General features: G+C 34.8%; 20 protein-coding genes. 8 read left to right on the top strand and 12 right to left on the bottom strand.

Annotated features, from left to right (window positions below):
• Positions 1-23 precede the first annotated feature (23 nt).
• A complete protein-coding gene (gyrA, locus tag ACZIX2_RS04160) occupies positions 24-2,648 on the bottom strand; it encodes a DNA gyrase subunit A (RefSeq protein WP_463338821.1) in 2,625 nt (874 codons plus the stop codon).
• Positions 2,649-2,905: 257 nt separating this feature from the next.
• Here gyrA and ACZIX2_RS04155 point away from each other — a divergent pair, with 257 nt between their 5' ends.
• The 5 genes from ACZIX2_RS04155 (at position 2,906) to ACZIX2_RS04135 (ending at position 11,643) form a co-directional block, all read left to right on the top strand.
• Entirely contained in the window at positions 2,906-5,452 is a 2,547-nt protein-coding gene (locus ACZIX2_RS04155) for an ATP-dependent Clp protease ATP-binding subunit (RefSeq protein ID WP_463338820.1), read from the top strand.
• Positions 5,453-5,575: 123 nt separating this feature from the next.
• The gene (rimK, locus tag ACZIX2_RS04150) at positions 5,576-6,943 is read left to right on the top strand and encodes a 30S ribosomal protein S6--L-glutamate ligase (protein WP_463338819.1); all 1,368 of its coding nucleotides are present in this window, start codon (positions 5,576-5,578) and stop codon (positions 6,941-6,943) included.
• 348 nt (positions 6,944-7,291) lie between these two features.
• Positions 7,292-9,526, top strand: a complete 2,235-nt coding sequence (gene pflB, locus ACZIX2_RS04145) for a formate C-acetyltransferase (RefSeq protein WP_463338818.1) — start codon at positions 7,292-7,294, stop codon at positions 9,524-9,526.
• 77 nt (positions 9,527-9,603) lie between these two features.
• A complete protein-coding gene (gene pflA / locus ACZIX2_RS04140; protein ID WP_463338817.1) occupies positions 9,604-10,386 on the top strand; it encodes a pyruvate formate-lyase-activating protein in 783 nt (260 codons plus the stop codon).
• 87 nt (positions 10,387-10,473) lie between these two features.
• Positions 10,474-11,643, top strand: coding sequence for an L-lactate MFS transporter (locus tag ACZIX2_RS04135; RefSeq protein WP_463338816.1), 1,170 nt, complete (start codon positions 10,474-10,476; stop codon positions 11,641-11,643).
• Between the two features lie 65 nt (positions 11,644-11,708).
• Here the strand turns inward: ACZIX2_RS04135 and ACZIX2_RS04130 are convergent, their stop codons facing one another.
• The 7 genes from ACZIX2_RS04130 to ACZIX2_RS04100 form a co-directional block, all read right to left on the bottom strand.
• Positions 11,709-12,176 (bottom strand): CYTH domain-containing protein, encoded by a 468-nt coding sequence (locus ACZIX2_RS04130; RefSeq protein WP_463338815.1) that lies wholly within the window; start codon positions 12,174-12,176, stop codon positions 11,709-11,711.
• Positions 12,177-12,187: 11 nt separating this feature from the next.
• Positions 12,188-13,234, bottom strand: coding sequence for an o-succinylbenzoate synthase (locus ACZIX2_RS04125; protein WP_463338814.1), 1,047 nt, complete (start codon positions 13,232-13,234; stop codon positions 12,188-12,190).
• Between the two features lie 11 nt (positions 13,235-13,245).
• Positions 13,246-14,445: a tetratricopeptide repeat protein gene (locus tag ACZIX2_RS04120; protein WP_463338813.1), complete on the bottom strand. Its 1,200-nt coding sequence runs from the start codon at positions 14,443-14,445 to the stop codon at positions 13,246-13,248.
• Between the two features lie 139 nt (positions 14,446-14,584).
• Positions 14,585-15,262: a metal-dependent hydrolase gene (locus ACZIX2_RS04115; RefSeq protein ID WP_463338812.1), complete on the bottom strand. Its 678-nt coding sequence runs from the start codon at positions 15,260-15,262 to the stop codon at positions 14,585-14,587.
• A gap of 47 nt (positions 15,263-15,309) precedes the next feature.
• Positions 15,310-16,272 (bottom strand): 1,4-dihydroxy-2-naphthoate octaprenyltransferase, encoded by a 963-nt coding sequence (gene menA / locus ACZIX2_RS04110; RefSeq protein WP_463338811.1) that lies wholly within the window; start codon positions 16,270-16,272, stop codon positions 15,310-15,312.
• A 177-nt stretch (positions 16,273-16,449) separates the two neighbouring features.
• A complete protein-coding gene (locus ACZIX2_RS04105) occupies positions 16,450-17,289 on the bottom strand; it encodes a 1,4-dihydroxy-2-naphthoyl-CoA synthase (RefSeq protein WP_463338959.1) in 840 nt (279 codons plus the stop codon).
• Positions 17,290-17,966: 677 nt separating this feature from the next.
• The gene (locus ACZIX2_RS04100; protein WP_463338810.1) at positions 17,967-18,818 is read right to left on the bottom strand and encodes a CvfB family protein; all 852 of its coding nucleotides are present in this window, start codon (positions 18,816-18,818) and stop codon (positions 17,967-17,969) included.
• Between the two features lie 145 nt (positions 18,819-18,963).
• Between ACZIX2_RS04100 and ACZIX2_RS04095 the strand changes: the two genes are divergently transcribed.
• Positions 18,964-20,316: a M28 family metallopeptidase gene (locus tag ACZIX2_RS04095; RefSeq protein WP_463338809.1), complete on the top strand. Its 1,353-nt coding sequence runs from the start codon at positions 18,964-18,966 to the stop codon at positions 20,314-20,316.
• Positions 20,317-20,522: 206 nt separating this feature from the next.
• On the opposite strand, the gene ACZIX2_RS04090 is transcribed toward ACZIX2_RS04095, so the two are convergent.
• Together ACZIX2_RS04090 and menD are read right to left on the bottom strand one after the other, a co-directional pair.
• Entirely contained in the window at positions 20,523-20,864 is a 342-nt protein-coding gene (locus tag ACZIX2_RS04090) for a DUF2853 family protein (protein ID WP_463338808.1), read from the bottom strand.
• Positions 20,865-20,952: 88 nt separating this feature from the next.
• Positions 20,953-22,611, bottom strand: a complete 1,659-nt coding sequence (gene menD / locus ACZIX2_RS04085) for a 2-succinyl-5-enolpyruvyl-6-hydroxy-3-cyclohexene-1-carboxylic-acid synthase (protein WP_463338807.1) — start codon at positions 22,609-22,611, stop codon at positions 20,953-20,955.
• A gap of 136 nt (positions 22,612-22,747) precedes the next feature.
• On the opposite strand from menD, the gene ACZIX2_RS04080 reads away from it, so the two are divergent.
• The gene (locus ACZIX2_RS04080) at positions 22,748-23,245 is read left to right on the top strand and encodes an N-acetyltransferase family protein (RefSeq protein ID WP_463338806.1); all 498 of its coding nucleotides are present in this window, start codon (positions 22,748-22,750) and stop codon (positions 23,243-23,245) included.
• Between the two features lie 94 nt (positions 23,246-23,339).
• A complete protein-coding gene (gene rlmH / locus ACZIX2_RS04075) occupies positions 23,340-23,813 on the top strand; it encodes a 23S rRNA (pseudouridine(1915)-N(3))-methyltransferase RlmH (RefSeq protein WP_463338805.1) in 474 nt (157 codons plus the stop codon).
• 35 nt (positions 23,814-23,848) lie between these two features.
• On the opposite strand, the gene ACZIX2_RS04070 is transcribed toward rlmH, so the two are convergent.
• Both ACZIX2_RS04070 and folP read right to left on the bottom strand, forming a co-directional pair.
• Positions 23,849-24,511 (bottom strand): hypothetical protein, encoded by a 663-nt coding sequence (locus tag ACZIX2_RS04070; protein WP_463338804.1) that lies wholly within the window; start codon positions 24,509-24,511, stop codon positions 23,849-23,851.
• Positions 24,487-25,314: a dihydropteroate synthase gene (folP, locus tag ACZIX2_RS04065; protein WP_463338803.1), complete on the bottom strand. Its 828-nt coding sequence runs from the start codon at positions 25,312-25,314 to the stop codon at positions 24,487-24,489. The genes ACZIX2_RS04070 and folP overlap by 25 nt, the downstream gene beginning before the upstream one ends.
• Positions 25,315-25,348: the final 34 nt, after the last annotated feature.

Raw genomic sequence — 25,348 nt, 5'->3', positions numbered from 1 at the left:
GTTTATATTTAAAAATTTAATCATTAATCTTCATCGGTTGAATCGTCCTCTTGATCATCAGATTCAACTATTTCATCTTCTTCCTCTTCGTCGTCATCATCGGTTACTTCTTCATCCAACACTTCGAGTACCGGTTTAACTCGTTCTACAGAGGAATTTTCATTCCCATCCGCGTCTTCGGCATCATCTTTCATTACTTTTGTAACTGCTGCAATAGAATCATTTCCTTTTAAATTGATCAATTTCACCCCTTGAGTGGCACGACCCATTACACGTAAATCTTCTATTGCCATACGAATAGTCAAACCAGACTTATTGATAATCATCAAATCATCCGCATCGGTCACCGCGTTAATCGAAATAAGATTTCCAGTTTTTTCAGTAATATTAAGTGTTTTAACACCTTTTCCTCCTCTATTCGTGATACGATAAACATCAACTCCATCTTCATCCACCAAGCGCGTACGCTTACCGTAACCATTTTCTGTAACTACAAGAATTTGAGACTCGGCAATATCTTCCTTATCTACGGTTACCATACCGATAACTTCATCAGATTCGTCTTTTAGAGTAATTCCTCTAACACCAGAAGCGGTTCTTCCCATAGGACGAGTCTTTGTTTCTTCAAAACGTACTAATTTACCTGATTTAACGGCAATTAAAATTTGACTTTCTCCATTGGTAAGTTTAGCTTCCAAAAGTTCATCGCCCTCTTTAATAGTTATGGCAGCCACACCATTCGCTCTTGGTTTTGAATACTTTTCTAAAGAAGTTTTCTTAACCTGACCTTGTTTGGTCACCATAATCAAATTATGGTTATTTATGTAATCTTTATCCTTTAAATCTTGGGTGCAAATATACGCTTTTACTTTATCATCACTTTCGATATTCACTAAATTTTGAATTGCTCTACCCTTCGCCGTTTTAGTACCTTCTGGTATTTCGTAAACCCTCATCCAAAAACATTTTCCTTTTTGAGTAAAGAACATCATATACTGATGATTGGTAGCTACAAACATATGCTCTAAGAAATCTTGATCTCTTGTACCTGCACTTTTTTGACCAACCCCTCCTCTATTTTGTGTTTTATACTCGCTTAGATTAGTACGTTTAATATAACCCGCATGAGATATCGTCACCACCACGCTTTCGTCAGCTATCAAATCTTCAATACTTACATCACCTCCGGAATATTCAATTAAAGAGCGACGATCGTCACCATACTTGTCTCTAATTTCAATCAATTCTTCTTTGATCAAAGCAATTCTAAGGTTCACATCAGCCAACAAAGCACGTAAATGCTCAATTAACTTCATGATTTCCTCATATTCAGCTCTCAATTTGTCTTGTTCTAATCCAGTCAATTGACGCAAACGCATTTCAACAATTGCACGTGCCTGAATGTCGGACAAATTAAATCTTTGAATTAATTTCTCTCGAGCTTCTTCGGTGTTTTTAGAAGCTTTAATAAGCGCAATAACTTCATCTATATTATCAGAAGCAATGATTAATCCTTCTAATATATGCGCTCTTTCCTCAGCCTTTCTTAATTCAAATTGTGTTCTTCTTACCACTACATCATGTCGATGCTCCACAAAATAATGAATCAAATCTTTCAAATTCAACATTTGCGGACGACCGTTAACCAAAGCAATATTATTGACACTGAAAGAAGACTGTAGTTGCGTATATTTATATAAGGTATTGAGAACTACATTTGGAGTCGCATCACGTTTTAAAATGTATACTATTCGCATACCATTTCTATCCGATTCGTCTCGTATATTGGCTATACCTTCGATTTTTTTCTCGTTCACCAAATCAGCCGTACGTTTGATCATCTCAGCTTTATTGACTTGATAAGGTATCTCTGTTACAATAATTGATTCGCGCCCATCTACTTCTTCAAACCCTACTTTTGCACGCATCACAATACGGCCTCTACCTGTTTTAAAAGCTTCACGAACACCTTCATAGCCATAAACTATACCTCCAGTAGGAAAATCTGGCGCTTTAATATGCGTCATTAATTCTTCAACTTCGATATCATTATTGTCTATGTACGCTATAGTTCCATTAATTACCTCTGTCAAATTATGTGGCGGCATATTGGTAGCCATACCTACTGCAATTCCCGTTGCCCCATTTACTAACAATGTTGGAACACGAGTAGGCATTACTTTAGGCTCATACAAAGTATCGTCAAAGTTCAATTGAAAATCAACGGTTTCTTTTTCAATATCAGCCATTATTTCTTCAGACAATTTTTTCATTCTTGCCTCTGTATAACGCATAGCCGCAGGGCTGTCTCCATCCACAGAACCAAAGTTACCTTGTCCATCCACTAATAAATAACGCATACTCCACTCTTGTGCCATACGAACCATAGCATCGTACACCGAAGTATCACCGTGAGGGTGGTACTTTCCTAACACCTCTCCTACAATTCTCGCAGACTTTTTATGAGCTTTATTTGAAAAAACTCCTAGATCATACATTCCATAAAGTACTCTTCGATGCACAGGTTTTAATCCATCTCTAACATCTGGAAGCGCTCTAGATACAATTACAGACATCGAATAATCGATGTAAGCGGACTTCATTTCATCTTCAATGTTAATAGGAATTAACTTTTCTCCTTCAGACATAAGCTGTTATATTAAATAATTATATTAATTTCAAAACGTGCCAATATACGGCTTTCTAAATTTTTATTCGCCTTTTTAACAATCAAATTTCTCTTATTTATTAACACCTCAAAATTAAAAGTTAGTTGAAAAAAAATTCTGATTTTAACAACAAGTATTCTATTTTTTTTGTCAATTAGCTGACAAGAGAAAATACTAGGAATGATTTTTGTTCTTACAGAGTAAATCAGTAAATTTACATATTAAAAATTCAACCCATGGATGAAAATTTTTCACCTAGAGTAAAAGATGTTATTTCGTACAGTAAAGAAGAGGCCCTTAGATTAGGACATGATTTTATTGGTACCGAGCATTTGATGTTAGGTATATTACGAGATGGACATGGTAAGGCTGTACGAATTTTGAATAATTTGGATGTAGATTTAGATCATCTACGAAGAAAAGTTGAAATACTAAGCCCCGCAAGCCCTATAAGCCTTGAGAGTAATCTTGAGAAAAAGAACTTACATTTAACTCGACAAGCAGAACGAGCCTTGAAAACTACTTTTCTAGAAGCAAAAGTTTTTCAAAGCCCTTCCATAAGTACTGCTCACTTGTTATTGTGTATCTTACGAAACCCCAACGACCCAACAACCAAGCTACTGAATAAACTAAAAATAGATTATGATGTAGCCAAAGAACAGTACTTGAACATGATTCCAAGCGAACAAGACTTTATTGATAACCTACCAAAAAACGAATCCTACAATGACGATTCAGGACAAGATGACAGTTTAAAAGAAAGCAGTTTCAACAATCCTGTCAACAAATCCAATAAAAAATCAAAAACTCCAGTTTTAGATAATTTTGGTAGAGATTTAACAGAAATGGCCGAAGAAGGCAAACTCGACCCCGTAGTAGGAAGAGAAAAAGAAATTGAGCGCGTTTCTCAAATATTAAGTCGCCGTAAAAAAAACAACCCGCTTCTTATTGGAGAACCAGGAGTTGGTAAATCCGCTATTGCTGAAGGTTTGGCGTTGCGTATCATTCAGAAAAAAGTATCTAGAATATTATTCAACAAACGAGTAGTGACTTTAGATTTGGCTAGTTTAGTAGCTGGCACCAAATATAGAGGACAATTTGAAGAACGCATGAAAGCCGTGATGAATGAACTAGAAAAAAATGACGACATCATTCTTTTCATAGACGAAATTCACACTATTGTAGGTGCTGGCGGCGCTACAGGCTCTCTTGACGCATCCAACATGTTCAAACCTGCTTTAGCACGTGGAGAAATACAATGTATCGGTGCAACTACTCTAGATGAGTATCGTCAATACATCGAAAAAGATGGCGCTTTAGAAAGACGTTTTCAAAAAGTAATTGTAGAACCTACATCTGTAGATGAGACTATTGCAATTTTGAACAATATCAAAGAAAAATATGAAGCGCATCACAATGTGAACTACTCGCCAGAAGCCATTGAGGCTTGTGTAAAACTAACCGATCGCTATATGTCCGATCGCTTTTTACCAGATAAAGCCATCGATGCCCTAGATGAAGCAGGATCTAGAGTACACATAACAAATATTGATGTTCCTAAGCAAATTTTAGATCTAGAACGTCAACTTGAAGAAGTGCGCGAACTCAAAAATTTAGTAGTAAAAAAACAAAAATACGAAGAAGCTGCTAAACTTCGCGATGACGAAAAAAGAATTGAAAAAGACTTATCCATTGCTCAAGAACAATGGGAAGAAGAATCAAAAAACAATCGTATTAATGTAACCGAAGACAATGTTGCCGATGTAGTTTCTATGATGACTGGTATACCGGTTAATCGCATAGCACAAACCGAAAGCAACAAACTAGCCAAACTTTCTGAATTAATTAAAAATAAAGTAATTGGTCAAGACGAAGCCGTATTAAAAATTGCACGCTCCATCCAAAGAAACAGAGCTGGATTGAAAGACCCCAATAAACCAATTGGTTCTTTCATCTTCTTAGGGCAAACTGGAGTTGGTAAAACACAACTTGCTAAAGTTTTAGCCAAAGAATTATTTGATTCCGAAGAAGCCCTTGTCCGCATCGATATGAGCGAATACATGGAGAAATTTGCTATTTCAAGATTAGTTGGAGCACCTCCCGGTTATGTTGGTTACGAAGAAGGAGGACAATTAACCGAAAAAGTTAGAAGAAAACCTTACTGCGTTGTATTGTTAGACGAAATTGAAAAAGCGCATCCCGATGTATTCAACATGATGTTGCAAGTATTAGACGACGGTTATCTTACAGACAGTTTAGGCAGAAAAATCGATTTTAAAAACACCATTATTATAATGACTTCAAATGTTGGAGCCCGTCAGCTCAAAGATTTTGGTCAAGGTGTTGGATTTGGCACCGCCGCCAAAGTTGCTCAAGCAGAAGATCATTCTAAGAGTGTAATAGAAAACGCATTGAAAAAAACTTTTGCACCTGAGTTTTTAAATCGAATAGATGATGTTATTGTATTCAATTCTTTAGAAAAAGAACACATCAATTTGATCATCGAAATTGAATTGAAGAAACTATATGCAAGAATCAAAGACCTTGGTTACTCCTTAACATTAACAGATAAAGCCAAAAGCTTTATTGCTGATAAAGGATTCGACAAACAATTTGGTGCTAGACCTTTAAAAAGAGCCATTCAAAAATATGTTGAAGACGCCTTGGCCGAAGAAATCATAACTTCAAAAATTAACGTGGGTGACGAAATTTTAATGGATATTGAAGAAGGAGCAACTGAGCTATCTATCAATGTTCAAAAAAAGGAAGAACCTACAAATTAATCAACATCCATATTTAACAAATTTAGCCTGTTGAGAAATTATCTCAACAGGCTAATTGTTTTCTGTAATTTAACATTTCGTATTGCACAATAAATTAATTTTGCTTTTTAAACCCATTACTATATGCAACAAAACAAAGTCATCTTAGGAAGTGAAGAATGGTGTTCTTTTCCAGAACTCAATATACCTACCATCAAAGCTAGAGTTGATTCTGGTGCAAAAACATCTGCATTACACGCTATAAACATTGCTCCTTTTATCAAAAACGACAGTAATTGGGTCAAATTTGACATCAACCCCATTCAAAATAACATCAAAACTGTTATCCACTGTGAAGCACCATTAATTGACAAACGAATAGTTAAAAGTTCAAGTGGCTTTCGCGAACAACGGTATGTTATTCAAACCCAACTCAAAATCGGCAACGACTCTTGGACTATTGAAATGACCTTAACCAATAGAGACTCTATGGGGTTTCGTATGTTGTTAGGCAGAGAAGCAATGAGTGGTCGCGTTTTGGTTGATCCTGAACAAAAATATCTTTTAGGAGAGCCTTCTTCGGATAGCTTACTAGAACTCTATAAAAATTCCAAAAAAGCTACCACCGGATTAAGAATTGGCGTTTTAGCTAGTAATCCTGAATTGTATAGCAACAAAAGAATTATGGAAGCTGGTGAAATGCGAGGTCATGAAATGCATTTTTTAAACATAAAAGAATGCTACATGAAATTGGATGCCAAAAACCCAGAAATACACTACAGAGGAGGTAAAATACTCAACCAATTCGATGCTATAATACCACGAATAAGACCTAGTATCACGTTTTATGGATGTGCATTAACACGCCAATTTGAAGCACTAAAAGTATTCTGTTTGAATTCTTCTACAGCTATTACACAATCTAGAGACAAGCTCTTTTCGTTGCAACTCCTTTTAAATAATGGAGTCGACATACCAACTACAGGGTTTGCAAACTCTCCTTTAGACACCAACGACTTAATTAAAATGGTTGGTGGGCCACCATTGATAGTAAAACTATTAGAAGGTACCCAAGGTAAAGGAGTTGTATTAGCCGAAACCAAAAAAGCCGCAGAAAGCGTAATCAATGCTTTTAAAAGTTTGAACGCAAATATCCTAGTACAAGAGTTTATAAAAGAAGCAAACGGCAAAGATATCCGTTGTTTTGTCATTGATGGCAAAGTAGTAGCTGCAATTCAACGTGAAGCTTTACCGGGTGAATTTAGAGCCAACATACATTTAGGTGGTACAGCCTCGGTGGTAAAAATTACGAGTGAAGAAAAAAAGATTGCTATCAAAGCAGCCAAAGCTATGGATTTAAAAGTTGCAGGTGTAGATATAATTCGCTCTTCAAAAGGCCCCCTTTTACTTGAAGTCAACTCTTCTCCTGGATTAGAAGGAATTGAAGGAGCAACCAATAAAGATATCGCTGGTGAAATGATAAAAGCAATTGAAAAACATTTTAAGTTGTAAAAAAACAAACAATCATTTTTAATTTCACGCAGTGTCCAATTTCATTACCTTTTATTCATAAACACCTCATTTACAGGAAGAAAAAATATTTCAATTTAAGCATTTTCTTATTTTTTTATTAAAATGTACGATGCATAAAATGCAGTGAAAAAATATTAAAAATTAAAAAATACAAATAAAAATTAGTGTTTTTTGTTTTTAAAGAAAAATATCATTCAAATCTGAAAACATTTGACACATATGATATATCTCATGTTTTATACTATTTTTAATTAGTAAATTTGCATCACTACTTTCAATTCAACCAACTGAATAAAAGTAAATTACAAACTAAGAAAAAATAATAACATGGAAACTTTAACAAGCCCAAAAAAATTCAAAGAAGGGAATTGGAATTCCTCTGTCGATGTTTATGATTTTGTTGTAAAAAACATTACGCCTTATGAAGGCAATGCTGATTTTTTATCAGGTCCTTCCGCTAAAACCACAAGATTATGGGAAGCTTGTAAAAAACAATTACTTATAGAAAGACAAAACAACGGGTGTTTAGCCGTTGATACTGATACCATATCAACAATTACCGCATTTGGTCCAGGTTACATTGACAAAGAAAACGAAGTAATTGTTGGTTTACAAACTGATGTTTTACTTAAAAGAGCAATGAAACCTTTTGGCGGTATCAAATTAGTTGAATCAGCAGTTAAAGAAAAAGGATTACAAGTTTCTGATCGTGTCATTGACATCTTCAATTATGCAAAAAATCACAATCAAGCTGTTTTTGACGCTTATGATAGTGAAATCAAAATGTATCGTTCAAAACACGTATTGACGGGGTTGCCAGATAATTATGCTCGTGGAAGAATTATCGGAGATTTTAGAAGATTACCACTTTATGGAGCGGATGCCTTAATTGCTGCAAAAAAAGCTGATTTTAATGCTATCACTGGCGACATGACCGAACACAAAGTTCGTCTAAGAGAAGAGATTACTAGTCAAGTGAATGCTTTACAAGACATGAAAACTATGGCTCTTACGTACGGTGTGGATGTTTCAAAACCTGCAACAAACGCCTACGAAGCAGTTCAATTTACTTATTTAGCCTATTTAAGTGCTGTAAAAGAACAAGATGGAGCTGCAATGTCTCTTGGAAACATTTCATCATTCTTAGATATCTACATCACTAGAGATTTAGAAGAAGGCATTATTACTGAAGAAGAAGCTCAAGAATATATCGATCAATTCGTAATGAAATTACGTATTGTTCGTCACTTACGTCCAGGGTCATACGATGAAATTTTCGGTGGTGACCCAACTTGGGTAACTGAAGCAATCGGAGGTCAATTTCATGACGGAAGAACAAAAGTTACCAAAACGTCTTTCCGTTTCTTACAAACTTTATATAACCTAGGGCCATCACCTGAGCCAAACTTAACCATTTTATGGTCGCAAGAATTGCCTCAAGGATTTAAAGATTTTTGTGCTCAAGTTTCAATTGACACTTCATCTCTTCAATATGAAAATGATGATTTGATGAAAGAAAATAGAGGTTCTGACGATTATGGTATTGCATGTTGCGTTTCTTATCAAAAAATTGGAAAATCAATCCAACATTTTGGAGCACGTGCCAACTTACCAAAAGCTTTATTACTTTCATTAAATGGAGGTCGCGAAGAACACCATGGTGCGTTAGTTGTCAATAACATTCCTGAAATGAAAGATGAAGTGTTAGATTACGACACTGTAATGGCTTCATTCAAAAAGACATTGGCAGAAGTAGCTCGAGTTTATGCTAAATCTATGTTTATCATTCACTATATGCATGATAAATATTACTACGAAAGAGCTCAAATGGCTTTAATTGACAGTGACCCACAAATTGATATTGCTTACGGTGCTGCTGGTATTTCAATCATTGCGGATTCATTATCTGCAATCAAATATGCAAAAGTTAAACCTATTAGAAACGAACAAGGGTTAACTGTTGATTTTGAAATCGAAGGTGACTTCCCTAAATTTGGAAATGATGACAATCGCGTAGATGATATTGCAATCGAAATCACAAATATCTTTGTAGAAGAATTGAGAAAATACAAAGCTTATAAAAACGCAACACCAACTCTTTCACTACTTACCATTACTTCTAACGTAATGTACGGTACAAACACTGGTGCAACTCCAGACGGAAGAAAAGCAGGTGAATCTTTTGCTCCTGGTGCCAATCCAATGCACGGAAGAGATGTAAATGGTGCTATTGCTTCTTTGAACTCAGTTAGTAAATTGAAATACGAAGATGCACAAGACGGAATCTCTTACACATTCTCTATGATTCCTAAGTCATTAGGTACTTCAAAAGAAGATCAAGTATTGAATTTAAAAACAACTCTTGATGCATACTTTGGAAGAGGAGCTCATCACTTGAATGTAAATGTATTGAACAGAGAAACACTTATGGATGCCTATGAGAATCCTGAAAATTATCCTCAATTAACCATTCGCGTTTCTGGATATGCTGTAAACTTTGTTCGTTTATCAAAAGCTCACCAATTAGAGGTTATCAGTAGAACATTCCACGAAAGAATGTAATACATTATAATTTATTACCTTTGAACCTGTTTAGTTTAAGTTACTAAACAGGTTTTTTTAATAAAAATTCCCCAAATATGTATTATCCAAAACAAACACCATCTAACAACGATTCCAATCCATCAGAAGAAGGACTACTTCGTATACATTCCTTAGAAACATTTGGTACGCATGATGGCCCTGGAATTCGCATGGTTGTTTTTGCACAAGGTTGTCAATTTCGGTGTTTATACTGTCAAAATCCTGACACACTAGACATACATGGTGGTACTTTAGTTCCCATATCTGAATTAGTAGAAAAAGCCGTCAATCAAAAACTATTTTTTGCCAAAAAAGGCGGTGTAACCGTATCAGGAGGAGAACCTTTATTACAAAGAAAAAAACTGATTACTTTCTTCGATCAATTGCATGAACAAGGCATTAACACCTGTTTAGACACCAATGGACGAGTGTTAGACGATGATACCAAAGAATTGTTAGAAAAAACAGACTTATTGATACTTGACGTCAAACATATCAACAATGACTGGCACAAAAAACTAACCGGACTAAAAAACAAAACCACCTTAAAAGTAGCAAAATACCGAGAAAGTACTGGCAAAAGAATGTGGTTACGCTATGTTTTGGTTCCAGGTTGGACTGATCAAGAAGAATATTTACATGAATGGGGACAACGCTTTACCAATTATAAAACAGTTGATAAAGTTGAAATTATTCCTTTTCATCAAATGGGAAAACATAAATGGGATTTATTAAACTTCGAATACCCTTTTGCTGATTTAGAATCTCCATCCTCAGAAATTATTGAAAAAGCAGAACGTATTTTCAAACAATACTTTAACAAAGTGGTTGTAAAATAACCCTCATTAGCAGGTTTGCAAGCATAAATCACTTCAATTAACTATTATAGAAGCTAATGACTATAATACGAATTCAAATATTAAAAAATGCTCAAAAACAGATATTTAATGGTAGTTGCAGGTATGATAATGCAACTATCTATTGGCTCCATTTATGCCTACAGTAAATGGATAGCCCCTCTAACTACTCAATTACAATGGGAAGCCAAAGATACCAAAACAGCTTTTAGTTTAGCCATATGTTTTTTAGGCCTAACCGCTGCCTTTATGGGTAAATTTACTCAAAAAATAGGTCCAAAAAAAGGCGGAACTATTGCCGCAATTTTCCTTACTTTAGGACTTTTAGGCAGCAGTATTGCAGTACAATTTGACTCCATTACACTGTTTTATCTTACATTCGGAATTTTACAAGGAATTGGACTTGGATTTGGTTATGTAGTACCCGTATATACAGTAGTCAAATGGTTTCCAGACAAACCAGGTTTGGCCTCAGGTATCATCATAATGTCTTTTGCTTTAGGCTCATTATTAGCTTCTTTTCTTATTGGTCCGCTCTACGAGTCTATTGGACTTTCGAATACTTTTTTATTCTTAGGAGCTCTTTACGGCCTTTGTATGTTAGCCAGTGCACTGTATCTTGACAACCCTCCAGCCGAAAAAACATCAAACAATCCTAGTGCCGCTTTAACCTCAGGAGAAATCATAAAAGATTCTCGTTTTATTGCCCTTTGGTTAATGTTATTCCTAAATGTTTGTGGTGGAATAGCCATCATTTCGAAAGCAGCAATTTTAGGAGAAGAAGTTGGAATGGATGCAGCTCAAGCAACCTTATTTGTCGCAATTATCGGGCTTTTTAATGGTTTAGGCCGATTGTTTTGGTCCAGTATTTCGGATAAAATTGGCTGTTGGTCTACGTTCATGATCTTTTTAGCCATCAACATGATTGGTTTTGCCCTAATTCCTATCATAGCCACCAACCCAACAACCTTCCAAATTATAACTTATATAATCATAGCAGGATATGGTGCAGGTTTTTCAACAATGCCATCGTTTGTAAAATCAATCTATGGAGCCGATAATTATGGACCCGTTTTCGGATATATATTAACCGCATGGTCTGCCGCTGCTTTTGCCGGTCCAATCCTATTAGGATTAACGAAATCGGTTAGTATTTTTTACCTATTTGCATTCCTACTATCACTTTCGTTGCTAGTTGGATTCTGGCTAAAAAACAAAATACCTACAGTCAAAGCATAAAACAAAAAAAGCTCAATCTAATTTAAAGATTGAGCTTTTTTTTAGGCAAATCTACTCCATTGGATTTACCATCTTTTAAAAGGATATTGGCTTAAATACCCATTATAATACCTTTCATCATTGGTCACTTCAGCTGCTAACCATTCAGGTTTATCAAAGCTTTCTGTTTCAGATGATAATTCTATTTCTGCCAAAATCAATCCTTCATTTTCACCATGAAATATATCCACTTCATAGATGTGATCACCAAAAGGTATTTCATAACGCGTTTTATCAATTGTTCCTGATTCACACAGCAAAAAAAGTTGCTCTGCATCTTGTAATGGAATTTCCTTTTCCCACTCAAACCTAGACATTCCTGTAGCATTCCCTCGTCCTTTAATCGTTAAATAGCCTTTATCGCTTTTAATTCTAACTCTTACGGTTCGATCTGGATGTTTAGACAAATACCCTTGCTTAATGCTATAATGTGAGGTAGCTTGATGCAAAAATTCAGTTGAATGCACTAAAAATTTTCTTTCTATTTCAACCATTTCAAAGTATATTAAACTAATCTATTAATATCAAAATCCCATTTTTTTTCTATGCAATACCACAATTGCCCATTTTTCACTTCCAATGGACATTCAAAATTATTGGTATAAAGTGCTCCAGTACCTAAGCCTTGTGGCATTGACGAATGCAGCAAATAAGTCCATTGTGCAATAGCATTTAAACCAATGTTGCTTTCTAAGGCCGAAGTAATCCACCAACCTATATTGTGTTTATTGGCCAACGAAATCCATTCTTGAGTCCCTCTAAAACCACCTATAAAACTCGGCTTTAAAATGATGTATTGGGGTTTAATTTTCCTTAACAATTCTTCTTTTTGTTCAAATGAAAAAACACCTATTAATTCTTCGTCTAAGGCTATAGGAAAAGGAGTCTTACTACACAACTCTGCCATACTGTCAGTGTTGTTTTTTGCAATAGGCTGCTCTATGCTATGCAACTTAAAACCAGACAGTTGTGTTAATTTATCTAAAGCATCATTTTTACTAAAAGCTCCATTAGCATCAACCCGAATTTCCATTTGATCTTCAGTAAAAAACGAGCGAATATACCCTAATAATTCTAATTCTTTTTGAAAATCAATCGCTCCAATTTTAAGTTTTATACAACTAAAACCTTGCCCTATTTTTTCTTCAATTTGGGCTTTCATAAATGATGCCTCTCCCATCCAAACCAATCCATTGATTACAATAGATTGCAACCCTTTTGTAAAATCAGATGGAAACAAAACAAACGGATTTGCACTTTGCAAAGAACGAAATGCCATTTCCACACCAAATTGAATAGAAGGAAATTCTAATAGGGACTCCCACAGTATAGTTTCTCCCAAATGAATATTGTCACAAACCCACTGCAATTGATTTTCATAATCAGGACGATCATCAGCACTTAAACCTCTCAATAAACCACACTCTCCTATTCCAAATTTTCCATTATCTTCCAAAATCAAGAACCAAGTTTCCTTACTTGTCATCACTCCTCTAGAAGTTCCTGAAGGACGTTTAAATTGAAGATGATATTGAGAATATGTTGCTTTCATTAGTAGATAAATTAATAATACAAACGCAATACTTTTTCAAAATTATCATTGCTTATACCCTGCTTTTGAAATGCTTCAAAATCTAATTTCGTTTTTTCAACCCAACTCAAACTATCGGTTACATTTTGATTTTGATACTTTTTATAAATAGGCTTAGCTAATTTGAAATCATCATTCAACAAATACGCATGAGCCAAATACAATTTGATTAACAATTCTGTATTTTCTTTTTGTTCTCCTTCTTGTAAATATTTAATTGCTTTTCCATACTGTTTGGTCATCAAAAAACTATATCCTAAGGCAACATAATCTTGAACTGAAGCTTTCCCATCATTTACTATAGTTAGCCATTTAGAAATAGCCTCTCCATGTTTTCCTAGTCTTGCAAATTGATTGGCTTGATTTCGAATTTCAGCGTATGTAGAAGCAGACACTGATGTTTCTCCAAAACATTGGTTCCCAAAATCTTTAAAAACTTTATTACGTTCTTCCGTTAATAATTTTTGAAATTCTGAATATGTAAATTGACCTTGGATTTTGTTTGAAACACAAACACAAAAATCATCCGAATTGGTCATTTTTTGGGCTCTAGTCGAAGTTTTGCATTGTTCAATTATACTTTTTCTATTATTTACACTCCACCCTCTACTTAATTTATAATCCACCCACGGCACTATTTCAAGTACTATTTTTTGTTTCATAATCCAATTTTTACTCTCAAATCCGAACCAAATCGTATTGGATTGCAAACAACTGGACTGATCCACCATTAATCGTTTTACATCCTTGTTTATGGGGGTATTTTGAACCCAACAAGCTTTTGTAGTTTCCCCTGTTTTTTGATAGTTTATAGCAGCATTATTCGAAGAAAACAAAGCATATTGACATTTATCCTCACCGGTAATATGCGACAATAGAAATACCGCACCTGCTGAGCCTTGACTTATACCTGTTGGATCAGGAATTGCTTTTAAAAGAGAAACCAAACTGCTTGACAATTGTTGATTTTCGTTCAAAAGCGTAATTCTATATACAATCTCTGTGGTTCCCACAGGAAGATCTTCCGATTTAATAATGATTCGGTCTCTTGCCGGTACAAGAATTTCCTTGGTAGTAGCTCTTTCTTTATCCCAATAACCAGTTTTTTGGGCAAAAAGAGATGAAAAACAAAAACTTGAAAGAATCAGCAAACAAAATATTCTCGTAAACATAAGCGAACTAATAGGTAAAAATAGATACAATTACAACACCTACCCATATAGAGCAAACATCATTTGTACCACTTGTGGTTTTTAAGTAGAAATGAAAAATAAGATAAGTATAAAACTTGTTCTTTTGGATAGCTAAGAATTACAATTCTAACGATTCTCCAATAGAGAGCAGCATGAGATCTTTGCCTTTGTCAAAGAATTTTTTGATTGCTTCTTCGTGATTGATATTAATATACCCAAAAGTATCATAATGAATACCCAAAACTTTATCGCAAGCCACAAAATCAGCAGCGATTATAGCATCATCAACATCCATTGTAAAATTATCTCCGATTGGAAAAACAGCTAAATCTAAACGGGTTCTCATAGGAATTAACTTCATATCCATGGTTAAAGCCGTATCACCAGAAATATAGATATTCTTATGTTCTCCCTCAATTACAAACCCACCGGGATTTCCGCCATAAGTTCCGTCTGGAAATGAACTGGAATGAACAGCACTTACATATTTTACTCGCCCAAAATCAAAGTTCCAATGCCCTCCATGATTCATAGGATGGGTTTGAAATCCTTTGTTACTATAGTAGCCAGCAATTTCAGCATTTGAAACTATAACCGAGTTGTTATTTTTTGCAATAATTTCTACATCTAAAACATGATCGCCATGAGCATGAGTTACTAGAATATAATCCGCTTTCAACGTATTAACATCTATATGCGAGGCTTGAGGATTTGCCGAAATATATGGATCTACAACTATATGCTTTCCACTAACTTCAATACCTAAAGAGGCATGACCATAAAAAGTAATTTTCATTTTCTTATTAATTAAAATTCAACAAATTCTACTCTATTTCAAAAAATCTATCTTCCTCCTAAAAAGGCATTCACAACAATATCAGAAAAGAAATAAATCATACATAAGGAAAAAAGTACTGCTAGAAAAAAAGTACTTAATGCAACTTTTTTCAACTCTGGGTCTAAATCCTTTGGATTTTCGTTTTGATGCACTTTTTTCAAATGAATTAACAAAGGCACATAGGTAATTAAAAACAAATACTGATCAAGCTTAAATTCATTAATAAGACCAAAAACAACAAAAGTTAGCATTGCTGTTACAATTAAAAAAGCATGATACTGTTTAGCTTTTTTCCCTCCTAATTTTACAACAAGCGTATTTTTATTTGCCTTTCTATCCGAAGCCTCGTCACGCATATTGTTTAGATTTAAAACAGCCACACTCAACAATCCTATTCCTATAGCAGGCAAAAACAAATCCCAATTCAATTGTTTTGAATACAGAAAATTCACACCCAATGTACTTACTAATCCAAAAAACACAAATACAAATACATCACCATAACCGTGATATCCATAGGCATTTTTGCCAACAGTGTATTTAATAGCCGATGCTATGGCTAGTATACCGAGTAATAAATAAAAAATGGAAAATAAAAAATTAGTATCTCCAAAGGCTATATAAATTAACACAATTGCAGAAAACAAGGTAAGTAATGCTGTTATAAAAATGGCCTGCTTCATAGCACTTGCTGAGATTGCTCCGCTTTGAATAGCTCTTTGTGGACCTACTCGATCAGCATTATCGGTCCCTTTTACTCCATCACCATAATCATTAGCAAAATTAGATAAGACTTGTAATCCTAAAGTAGTCAACAAGGCAAAACCTAAAATTGACCAATTAAACCCTTCAGTTGGTGTTAAGATATCTTCCGACGGATATATAAATGCATACATACTCCCCACAATTATCCCAGAGATTGATAAAGGCAAAGTACGTAATCGTGCGGCTTGAATCCAGTGTTTCATTTTAAAATTGGAAGTTAGAAGTTAGAGATTAGAAGTTAGAGATTAGAAGTTAGAAGTTAGAAATTAGAAGTTAGAAGCTAGAGATTAGAAGTTAAAAGCTTGACATAATTTTACTATCTACTATGTTTATACTTCCCTCTTTCTTCTAATCTCTAATTTCCAACTTCTACCCTTATATTATGGCAACCATTTCTTTTCGAAGTTTGGCTTACGTTTTTCCAAAAAAGCATTTCTTCCTTCTTTAGCTTCTTCTGTCATATAGGCCAAACGAGTTGCTTCACCTGCAAATACTTGTTGTCCCACCATTCCATCGTCTGTTAGGTTCATGGCGAATTTCAACATCTTTATAGAAGTAGGCGATTTCGCTAATATTTCTTGAGCCCATTCATATGCAGTAGCTTCTAATTCTTCATGAGGAACTACAGCATTGACCATACCCATTTCAAAAGCTTCTTGTGCCGAATAATTACGCCCTAAAAAGAAAATTTCACGTGCTTTTTTCTGTCCCACCATTTTGGCTAAATACGCAGAACCATAACCCGCATCAAAGCTAGTTACATCGGCATCTGTTTGCTTAAAAATAGCATGTTCTTTACTGGCAAGCGTCATATCGCACACCACATGCAAACTGTGTCCGCCACCAACAGCCCAACCAGGCACCACAGCAATAACCACTTTTGGCATAAAACGAATCAAACGTTGTACATCCAAAATATTCAAACGATGGTATCCATCCTCACCTACATATCCTTGATGTCCTCTAGCTTTTTGATCTCCACCCGAACAAAATGACCACACACCGTCCTTGGTACTTGGCCCCTCTGCAGACAATAACACAACCCCTATTGAGGTATCCTCTTGCGCATCATGAAAAGCTTGCAACAATTCCGAGGTCGTTTTGGGTCGAAATGCATTACGTACATTAGGTCTGTTAAATGCAATTCTTGCTACCCCATTGCATTTTTTATAAGTAATATCTTCAAATTCTTTTACAGTTATCCATTCCATTTGGTCAATTTTTTTGTTATAATGTGTAAAAATAAATCATTTTAAGCTTTTAAACCAAAAAGGTTTGTTAATCCTAATCAGGCCAACAAACTACAATTGTTAAAGTTCTCTATCTTTTGATTACTTTAACATCTGTCGATTTATTTTTTTAGTAATTTTAATCATTGCTAATCAGCGTTGTATGCGTTTTTTGAGTTAAAAGATTAGCAAGGATTGTTCACTGAATTACTAACTTAAAAAATGAAAACATTTGGATTTTTTAAAAAAAACTCTCGCTCATTTTTTTATTGTAAAACAAGTGAAAAATACTACAAAAAACAATGAGCAACTGAATATAACGGTTGTCCAAGATACAAGAATAAAATAGTAGCACCTTAGGGTAACGTTAGAGCAATAATCAAATAAAACCTAAAAGCAATAAATGTTACCATTTGCATTATTCTCTACACATGTATACACAACCAATGGTTTTATTGCGAGGTTAATTCTAAATTCTCAAACAAGCGTTAATTTCAGCAAATTAATAATTCGATAGGTATTTACACTTAAGTTAATCTATTGTAAGCAGTTTTAAATGTTTAGGTAACTGCTGTTTTACAAGTGATACAACTACCTAGAGAATATTTTTGAAGCACATCGCTTCAAAAAGGAAAAAGGCTAACCGAATTTTCGATTAGCCTTTTTTGTTACGATATCAAATAAATACCGTCTTCTTTTATTTCAATCTGTTTCTCTTTATAAAGAGCACCTATGGCCTTTTTGAATGTCTTTTTACTCATTTTTAAAACCGTCTTGATGTCTTCTGGATGTGAATTATCGTTTAACCGAATAAACCCTCTATTGGCTCTTAATTCATTCATTATCTTTTCGGCATTAGGCTCTATATTCTGATACCCTTGGATTTGTAATGACACATCTATTTTATGATCTGGGCGAATATTTTTGATATACCCCCTCAATCGATCTCCGGTTCTGATGGCATCATCATAAACTTCATCTTTATACAACAATCCTTTATGGCGTTCGTTGATAATGACATTAATACCAAGTTCAGTAATATGAGAAACAATCAAATCAACTTCATCGCCTTTCGCAACAGTCAACTGATCATTACTCAAAAATTGATTGGTTTTACTAGAAGCTACCAAACGGTTGGTTTTTTCATCTAAATACAAATACACCAAATAACGCTTGCCTTTTTCCATAGGACGAGCTTGCTCTTTAAAGGGAACTAAAATATCTTTTTCCATTCCCCAATCCATAAAAGCACCTACATTGTTAATATAATTCACTCTCAAAAGAGCAAATTCATTCAACAAAATATAGGGTTCTAAAGTTGTTGCAACAGGGCGTTGTTCGTGATCAAGATAGATAAAAACCGTAAGGAGTTCTCCAATTTCGAACACTTTTGGCACATATTTATTTGGTAAAAGTACGTCATGTATTCCTTCAGGATCTCGCTCTGGGTCGCCTAAAAACAGACCCACTTTGGTATCTCTTAATATAGTAAGGGTATTGTATTTTCCTATTTGAATCATTGCTTCATTTATTTTTTCCGCTACAAATGTACGAAGACTTTAATTGATTAGCGAATGATGTTCTATTTATCCACTTTTAGTAGTTTATAGTGGAATTAAATTGTTTACAAAATAACTATCTTTGAAAAGAACCAAAATATTTTTTATGAAAACCAAAACTATACTTACATTTTTAATAGCACTACTTCTCACCCCTTTTTTACACGCACAAACCACAATTTCTGATCAAGAGATTTTAAAAATGATTCAAGAAGTTAAAACTGAAAACTTAGAGAAAATCGTAAAAAAACTGGTTTCCTTTGGCACCCGACATACTTTAAGTGATACTCGAAGTAATACACGTGGAATTGGTGCAGCTCAGCGCTGGGTAAAATCAGAATTTGACCAATATGCCCTTGCGTCCAATGGAAGATTATCATCAAAAATTGACTATTTCACAATTAAAGCCGACGGGAAAAGAATCGCAAAAGATAGCGAATTAGGCAATGTTATGGCTACTCTTAAAGGCACAGACCCCACAGACGATAGAGTTATCATCATCAGTGGTCACTTGGACTCTAGAGCCTCAGATGTAATGGATGCCAAATCCGATGCACCTGGCGCCAATGATGATGGATCAGGGGTTGCTTGCGTCATGGAATTGGCAAGAATCATGAGTCAAAGATCATTTCCATTTACTTTGATATTTGTTGCTGTTGTAGGTGAAGAACAAGGATTGTATGGTGCCAAACATCTAGCCGATCTTGCCAAAGAGGAAAAATGGAATATAATTGCCATGCTCAACAACGATATGATTGGCAATAGCCTTTCTAGTGGCACACAACTCAGAGATAACACCAGAGTACGCGTTTTTAGCGAAACCATTCCCTATACCGAAACTGAAGCCGAAGCAAAAATAAGAAAGGCAACCAATCGTGAAAATGATAGCCCTTCACGTCAATTAGCTAGATACATTAAATCGGTTACCAACCAATATGTTGAGCAATTAGATATTCAATTAGTATACCGAAACGATCGCTTTCTAAGAGGTGGCGACCACACCCCTTTTAGTCAAAATGGATTTACAGCTATTCGTTTTTGCGAAATGAATGAAAATTACGACCACCAACACCAAGATGTTCGAAAAGAAAATAACATTCAATACGGAGATTTACCTGAATTTATGGATTTTGAATATATGCGTAAAGTAACTTGTTCTAATTTGCCCACAATGAGCAATCTAGCCTTGGCTCCAAAAGCCCCTTTGAATGTAGGTACCGAAGTCAAAGAACTCACCAATAGCTCGGTTTTATCTTGGCAAGCTCCCGAAGGCAAACCTGTGCATGGATACACCATCTTAATCCGTGAAACCTCCGCATCGCATTGGCAAAAAGCAATATTTGTAAAAGAAACAAAAGCCGAAATACCCTACTCAAAAGACAATTACTTTTTTGCAGTTCAAGCTACCGACGCCTTAGGTCACTCAAGTTTACCAGTTTTCCCAATTCCTATTCGTTAAAAAACATCTTGAAAGTATGAAAATCAAAAAGAATCAATATTTTTGAAAAAATTAAATTTGAATATTATGAAAAACTCAAAATACGTAAAAGTAATTGCTGTTGTGTTAGTCATCCTTTTTTTGGTAGTAAGTGTGTTCGCATAACATTAGGTAGAAAATAAAAAAGCGCTCAGAGCGCTTTTTTTTGTACCAATAAATTCTAAAAATCAATTATACACACTTTCTTTCTTAAAGTGAACCGTGAGCATATAATACACCACTACTCTATATTTATTCGAATTGGATCTACCATATTGTTCCATAACCTTATCAATAGCCGTATCCAAATCCGGACCATCTGACAAGCCTAGCTTACCAATTAAAAAATTATTTTTAACAGTATCCAATTCAGATTGCTGCGATCCCGCTACTGTGGCCGAATCTGCATTGTAAATAGATGGTCCACACCCAATGGTAACTTTTGTAAGTAAATCCATATCTGGAGTTACCCCACATTTATCCTTTAAGTCGGATGCATACTTTTCAATTAATTCTTCTCTAGTACTCATATCAATATTTTTTTTTTTAAAATTAAGAACTCAAAACATAACTCATTCAAATTTAATAAATTATACGAATAGTTCTTAAAAAAAATCCTTAATTGAGCGCTTTAAAATATTGCAATAACACCTCATTATTTTTTGTAGTTGGTGTAAAAACCTCTAGTACCGAAGGACGATCATTTTGATTGAAAAGCTGTTGAATCCCATCTTCCAAACTTTTTTCATCCTCTGCTGAAAAATAAGTTAGTCCGTACATTTTGCACAAATCTGAAGCATTGAGCTGGTGTGTTGTTTCGAAAAACGTATTAAACACATCATTCTCTTCATGACCTGGTAGAATTCTAAAAATCCCCCCACCTCCATTATTGATAAGAATGATTTTAAAATCGTTTGGAATATAATTGTTCCAAAGCGCATTACTATCATAAAAAAAGCTAATATCGCCAGTTAGTAACACTGAAGGCTTTTTGGAACCAACGGCAGCACCTATAGCAGTTGACGTACTACCATCTATACCACTAGTTCCTCGATTACAATACACCTCAATACTTGGATCTATTGCCACTAATTGGGCATATCGGATAGCTGAACTGTTACTAATTTGCAACTGAATGTTTTTAGGCAAACTTGAGATTACAGCATCAAACACCTTAAAATCACAAAATGGAATTTGGGCTAAATACGCATCATGTTTTTGTTTTCGCCAGTTTTTAACTTGAACCAAACGCGAAGAATAATTACTTACTACCTTTTGAGTTAAAGGATAAAAAGCATCAAAAAAAGTATCGGGTTGCACCTTAAAATGGTGTGTCAACGCTCCAAACGTATCATATGCTCTCAAGGGATCAATATGCCAATGATGTTTTGGTTTATACTTTCGCAAAAAAGCTTTGATTCTTTTAGATACTATCATTCCTCCAAAAGTTACCAAAATATCGGGTTGAAAAAACTTAAAATCATCCTCATCAAAAGGAGTAATTATTGTATCAATATTTGACACAAAACTTGGATGATGAATATTCGAAGTCGTTTCGGTAAAAACCACAATAGAATCGTCGTTTGCAATAACGTTTATTGATTTGGCATTGGCCTCTAATTCACTTACTCCTACTAGGATCATTTTCTTTTGAGAAGCATTCCAAATTGAAGCAAACTGAGACAAATCTCCCAATGGATACTCGACTACACTTGGCTCAATTTGATCAATACAAGCTTCAACGCTCCACTCGGCAACGGTTTCATACAATGGTTCTTCAAAGGGAGCATTGATATGCACCGGACCTTTTTGAATTATTGCAGTGTTGATAGCGGCATTGATTTTTACATCATTTTCAATTGAAACCTCTTCGGTTAAATTGGCATTATACAAGGAATGATTCAAAAACACATTTTCTTGACGTATGGTTTGTCCATCGCCAATATCAATTTTACTTTGAGGACGATCAGCAGAAAGCACAATAAGCGGAATCTGACTGTAAAAAGCTTCAGAAAACGCCGGATAATAATTCAGTAAGGCAGAACCCGAAGTACAGACTACCGCAACCGGTTTTTGGGTTTGTTGCGCTATTCCTAGAGCAAAAAAAGCCGCACATCGCTCATCGGCGATACTGTAACAAGTAAAATCAGGATGATTTACAAATCCTATAGTTAAAGGAGCGTTTCGTGATCCTGGTGATATAACAATTGTATGAATGCCTTTGGCTAAAAAAATTTGAAGAATACTTTGCGCTAAAGGTATTTTGGGATAAACCATTTTAAAGTCGGAAATTAGATATTAAAAGTAAGGAGTATGACAACTCAAACTTGAGGTGCAAAGTTACAAACTTGATACGCTAATTACCGTAAACTGGATAAGATTTTCTATTTTTGAATTGAAATTCCTAACAAATATGAAAATACATATTAGACCTTATCAGGTAAATGACACCGAAAAAATACTTGAAATCATCAATTATAACATACTCAACTCAACCGCATTATACGACTACAACATTAGAAGCTACGAACAACAACTAAGCATTTTAAAGGATAAAATTTCTAAAAATTTCCCTGTAATTGTAGCCGAAGTTGATGATCAAATTATTGGATTTGGAATGTATAGCGAATTTCGTTTTAGAGAAGCGTACAAGTTCACCGTAGAACATTCTGTGTATGTAGCACCAAACGCTCAAGGTAAAGGGGTTGGCCAACTATTACTGACCGAGCTAATCAATTTAGCCAAAAAACAAGGATTACATACCATGATAGCCGTTATTGATTCTGAAAATGAAAACAGTATTTTATTTCACGAAAAAAATGGCTTCAAAACCGTTGGCTTTATAAAAGAATCGGGATTTAAATTTAACAGATGGTTACATTCCGTTTTCATGCAACTCATTTTAGAGTAGAATCTTTAATAAAACAAAAGAACAAATAGTAAGAAACTAATTTGAGTAAGTGTTTCGCAAGAGATAACTTTGCAACCATTAAAAACAAACAAACATGAACATCAAACTGATTGCGATAGGCAAAACCGACAATAAAGCTTTACAATCTCTTATAGAAGACTACACCAAAAGACTGTCCTTCTATATCAAGTTTGATTTGGAAATCATTCCCGATATCAAAAACGCTAAAAACCTCTCAGAAAGTCAACAAAAAGAAAAAGAAGGCGAATTAATCTTAGCTAAAATTACCTCCACAGACCAATTGATACTTTTAGACGAAAATGGTAAAACATTTTCAAGTGTCGGTTTTTCGGCCGAATTACAAAAAAAAATGAACGCTGGTATCAAAACTTTAGTATTCGTCATTGGTGGGCCTTATGGTTTTTCAGACAATGTTTATGCCAAAGCGCAAGGTAAATTATCCTTATCACAAATGACATTTTCGCATCAAATGGTGCGTTTATTTTTCATTGAGCAATTGTACAGAGGATTTACCATTCTTCGCAACGAGCCATACCACCATCAATAGTTAAGAGAAAAACGCTATAAAAAGAAGTATTTCCTTTAATAAACATACTCGTCAAGTACTATATATGACTGTTTCATTTCTGTCTTTTTGATAGTTGCTAAAAAAACTTTGTTTTGCAAATACTCTCCAAAAGACAAATCTTTAGAAAAACAGTACTGGTATTCCAGATTTTTTGAAAAAACATATTGCTTCATATAATCCGCAAAAACCTCTCTTTTGATACGTACCCCTCCTATCCATATGACATTTGTTTTATCAAAAAACACACTTATACCTTTTTTAGGTTTAGAGAGGCTATAGTTAACTTTCGTAAATGGCAAAAAAGCTAAACTTTTACGCAAACTATCAGCATACGAAAAATAACTCTGTGCCGTTTCACTTTTATGCATGCTCCCTTCCTTTTTAGCTTTCATTTTTATCAAATGAGGCACTACTAATCGTAAAGGCAATCGCTTATCGATATTAAAAACCCAATGTGTTGAACTGATAGTATTATTACGGTTTAAGTCCGCAATTGTATCTTTTCCTACTTTTTCATAAAAGATATAAATGGTAGAATATTCACCAATTTGCGTAACCAAAGAAGCATTGGATTTTGGCAATTCTACTTCTCTTTTTTCGACACAAGAAGCTACCAAGCCAGCCAAAACAATAGCCAAAGAATAGCTGAAAATTATTTTTCTGTTACTTTTTTCCATAGTTGTATTGTTTCTACCGCTTCCTTGACATCATGAACTCTGAGGATCGTTGCCCCTTTTTGCAATGCAATAGTATTCAAAACCGTAGTTCCGTTTAATGCTTCATCTGCCGTAATTTGAAGTGTTTTATAAACCATTGATTTTCTGGAAACTCCAGCCAAAATTGGCAATTCCATCATTTTAAAAACATCCAAATGGTTTAGAATCTCAAAATTTTGATCCAAAGTTTTTGCAAATCCAAAACCGGGATCGATGATTAAATCCGAAATACCCAAACTTCGAGCTGCCGCTACTCTTTCCGAAAAATAAAACATCATCTCTTTGATGACATCATCATAATGAGTTTGAGAGGTCATAGTTTGAGGCGTCCCTTTCATGTGCATCATGATGTAAGGCACTTTGTAATTGGCTATTATCTTCAACATCAACGGATCTAAAAGCCCAGCACTGATATCATTAACCATAGCTGCACCTTGATCCAAGCACAATTGAGCTACATCGCTTCTAAAAGTATCAATACTCAAAATGGCTTCTGGAAAATGTTCCATAATGGAAGCAACAACTGGTACCGTTCTTGCTTTTTCTTCTTGAGCAGTGACTTCTTTGGCATTGGGTTTACTGGAATATCCCCCTACATCGATAATTGTGGCGCCATCAAGCAACATTTGCTCCACTTTTTTTAAAATAGAGTTCATATCTGCCAAACGACCACCATCATAGAATGAGTCAGGTGTCACATTCAAAATCCCCATAACTTTGGGCGTGGACACATCCAACAATTGTCCGTTGCAGTTTATTGTCATAGTTTTGGTGTTTCAATTACAAACATAGCGATTC

This window comes from Flavobacterium riviphilum, assembly GCF_055231795.1.
Note: the sequence above shows the minus strand (reverse complement) of the source record. Positions and strands in the feature narration are given on the sequence as shown.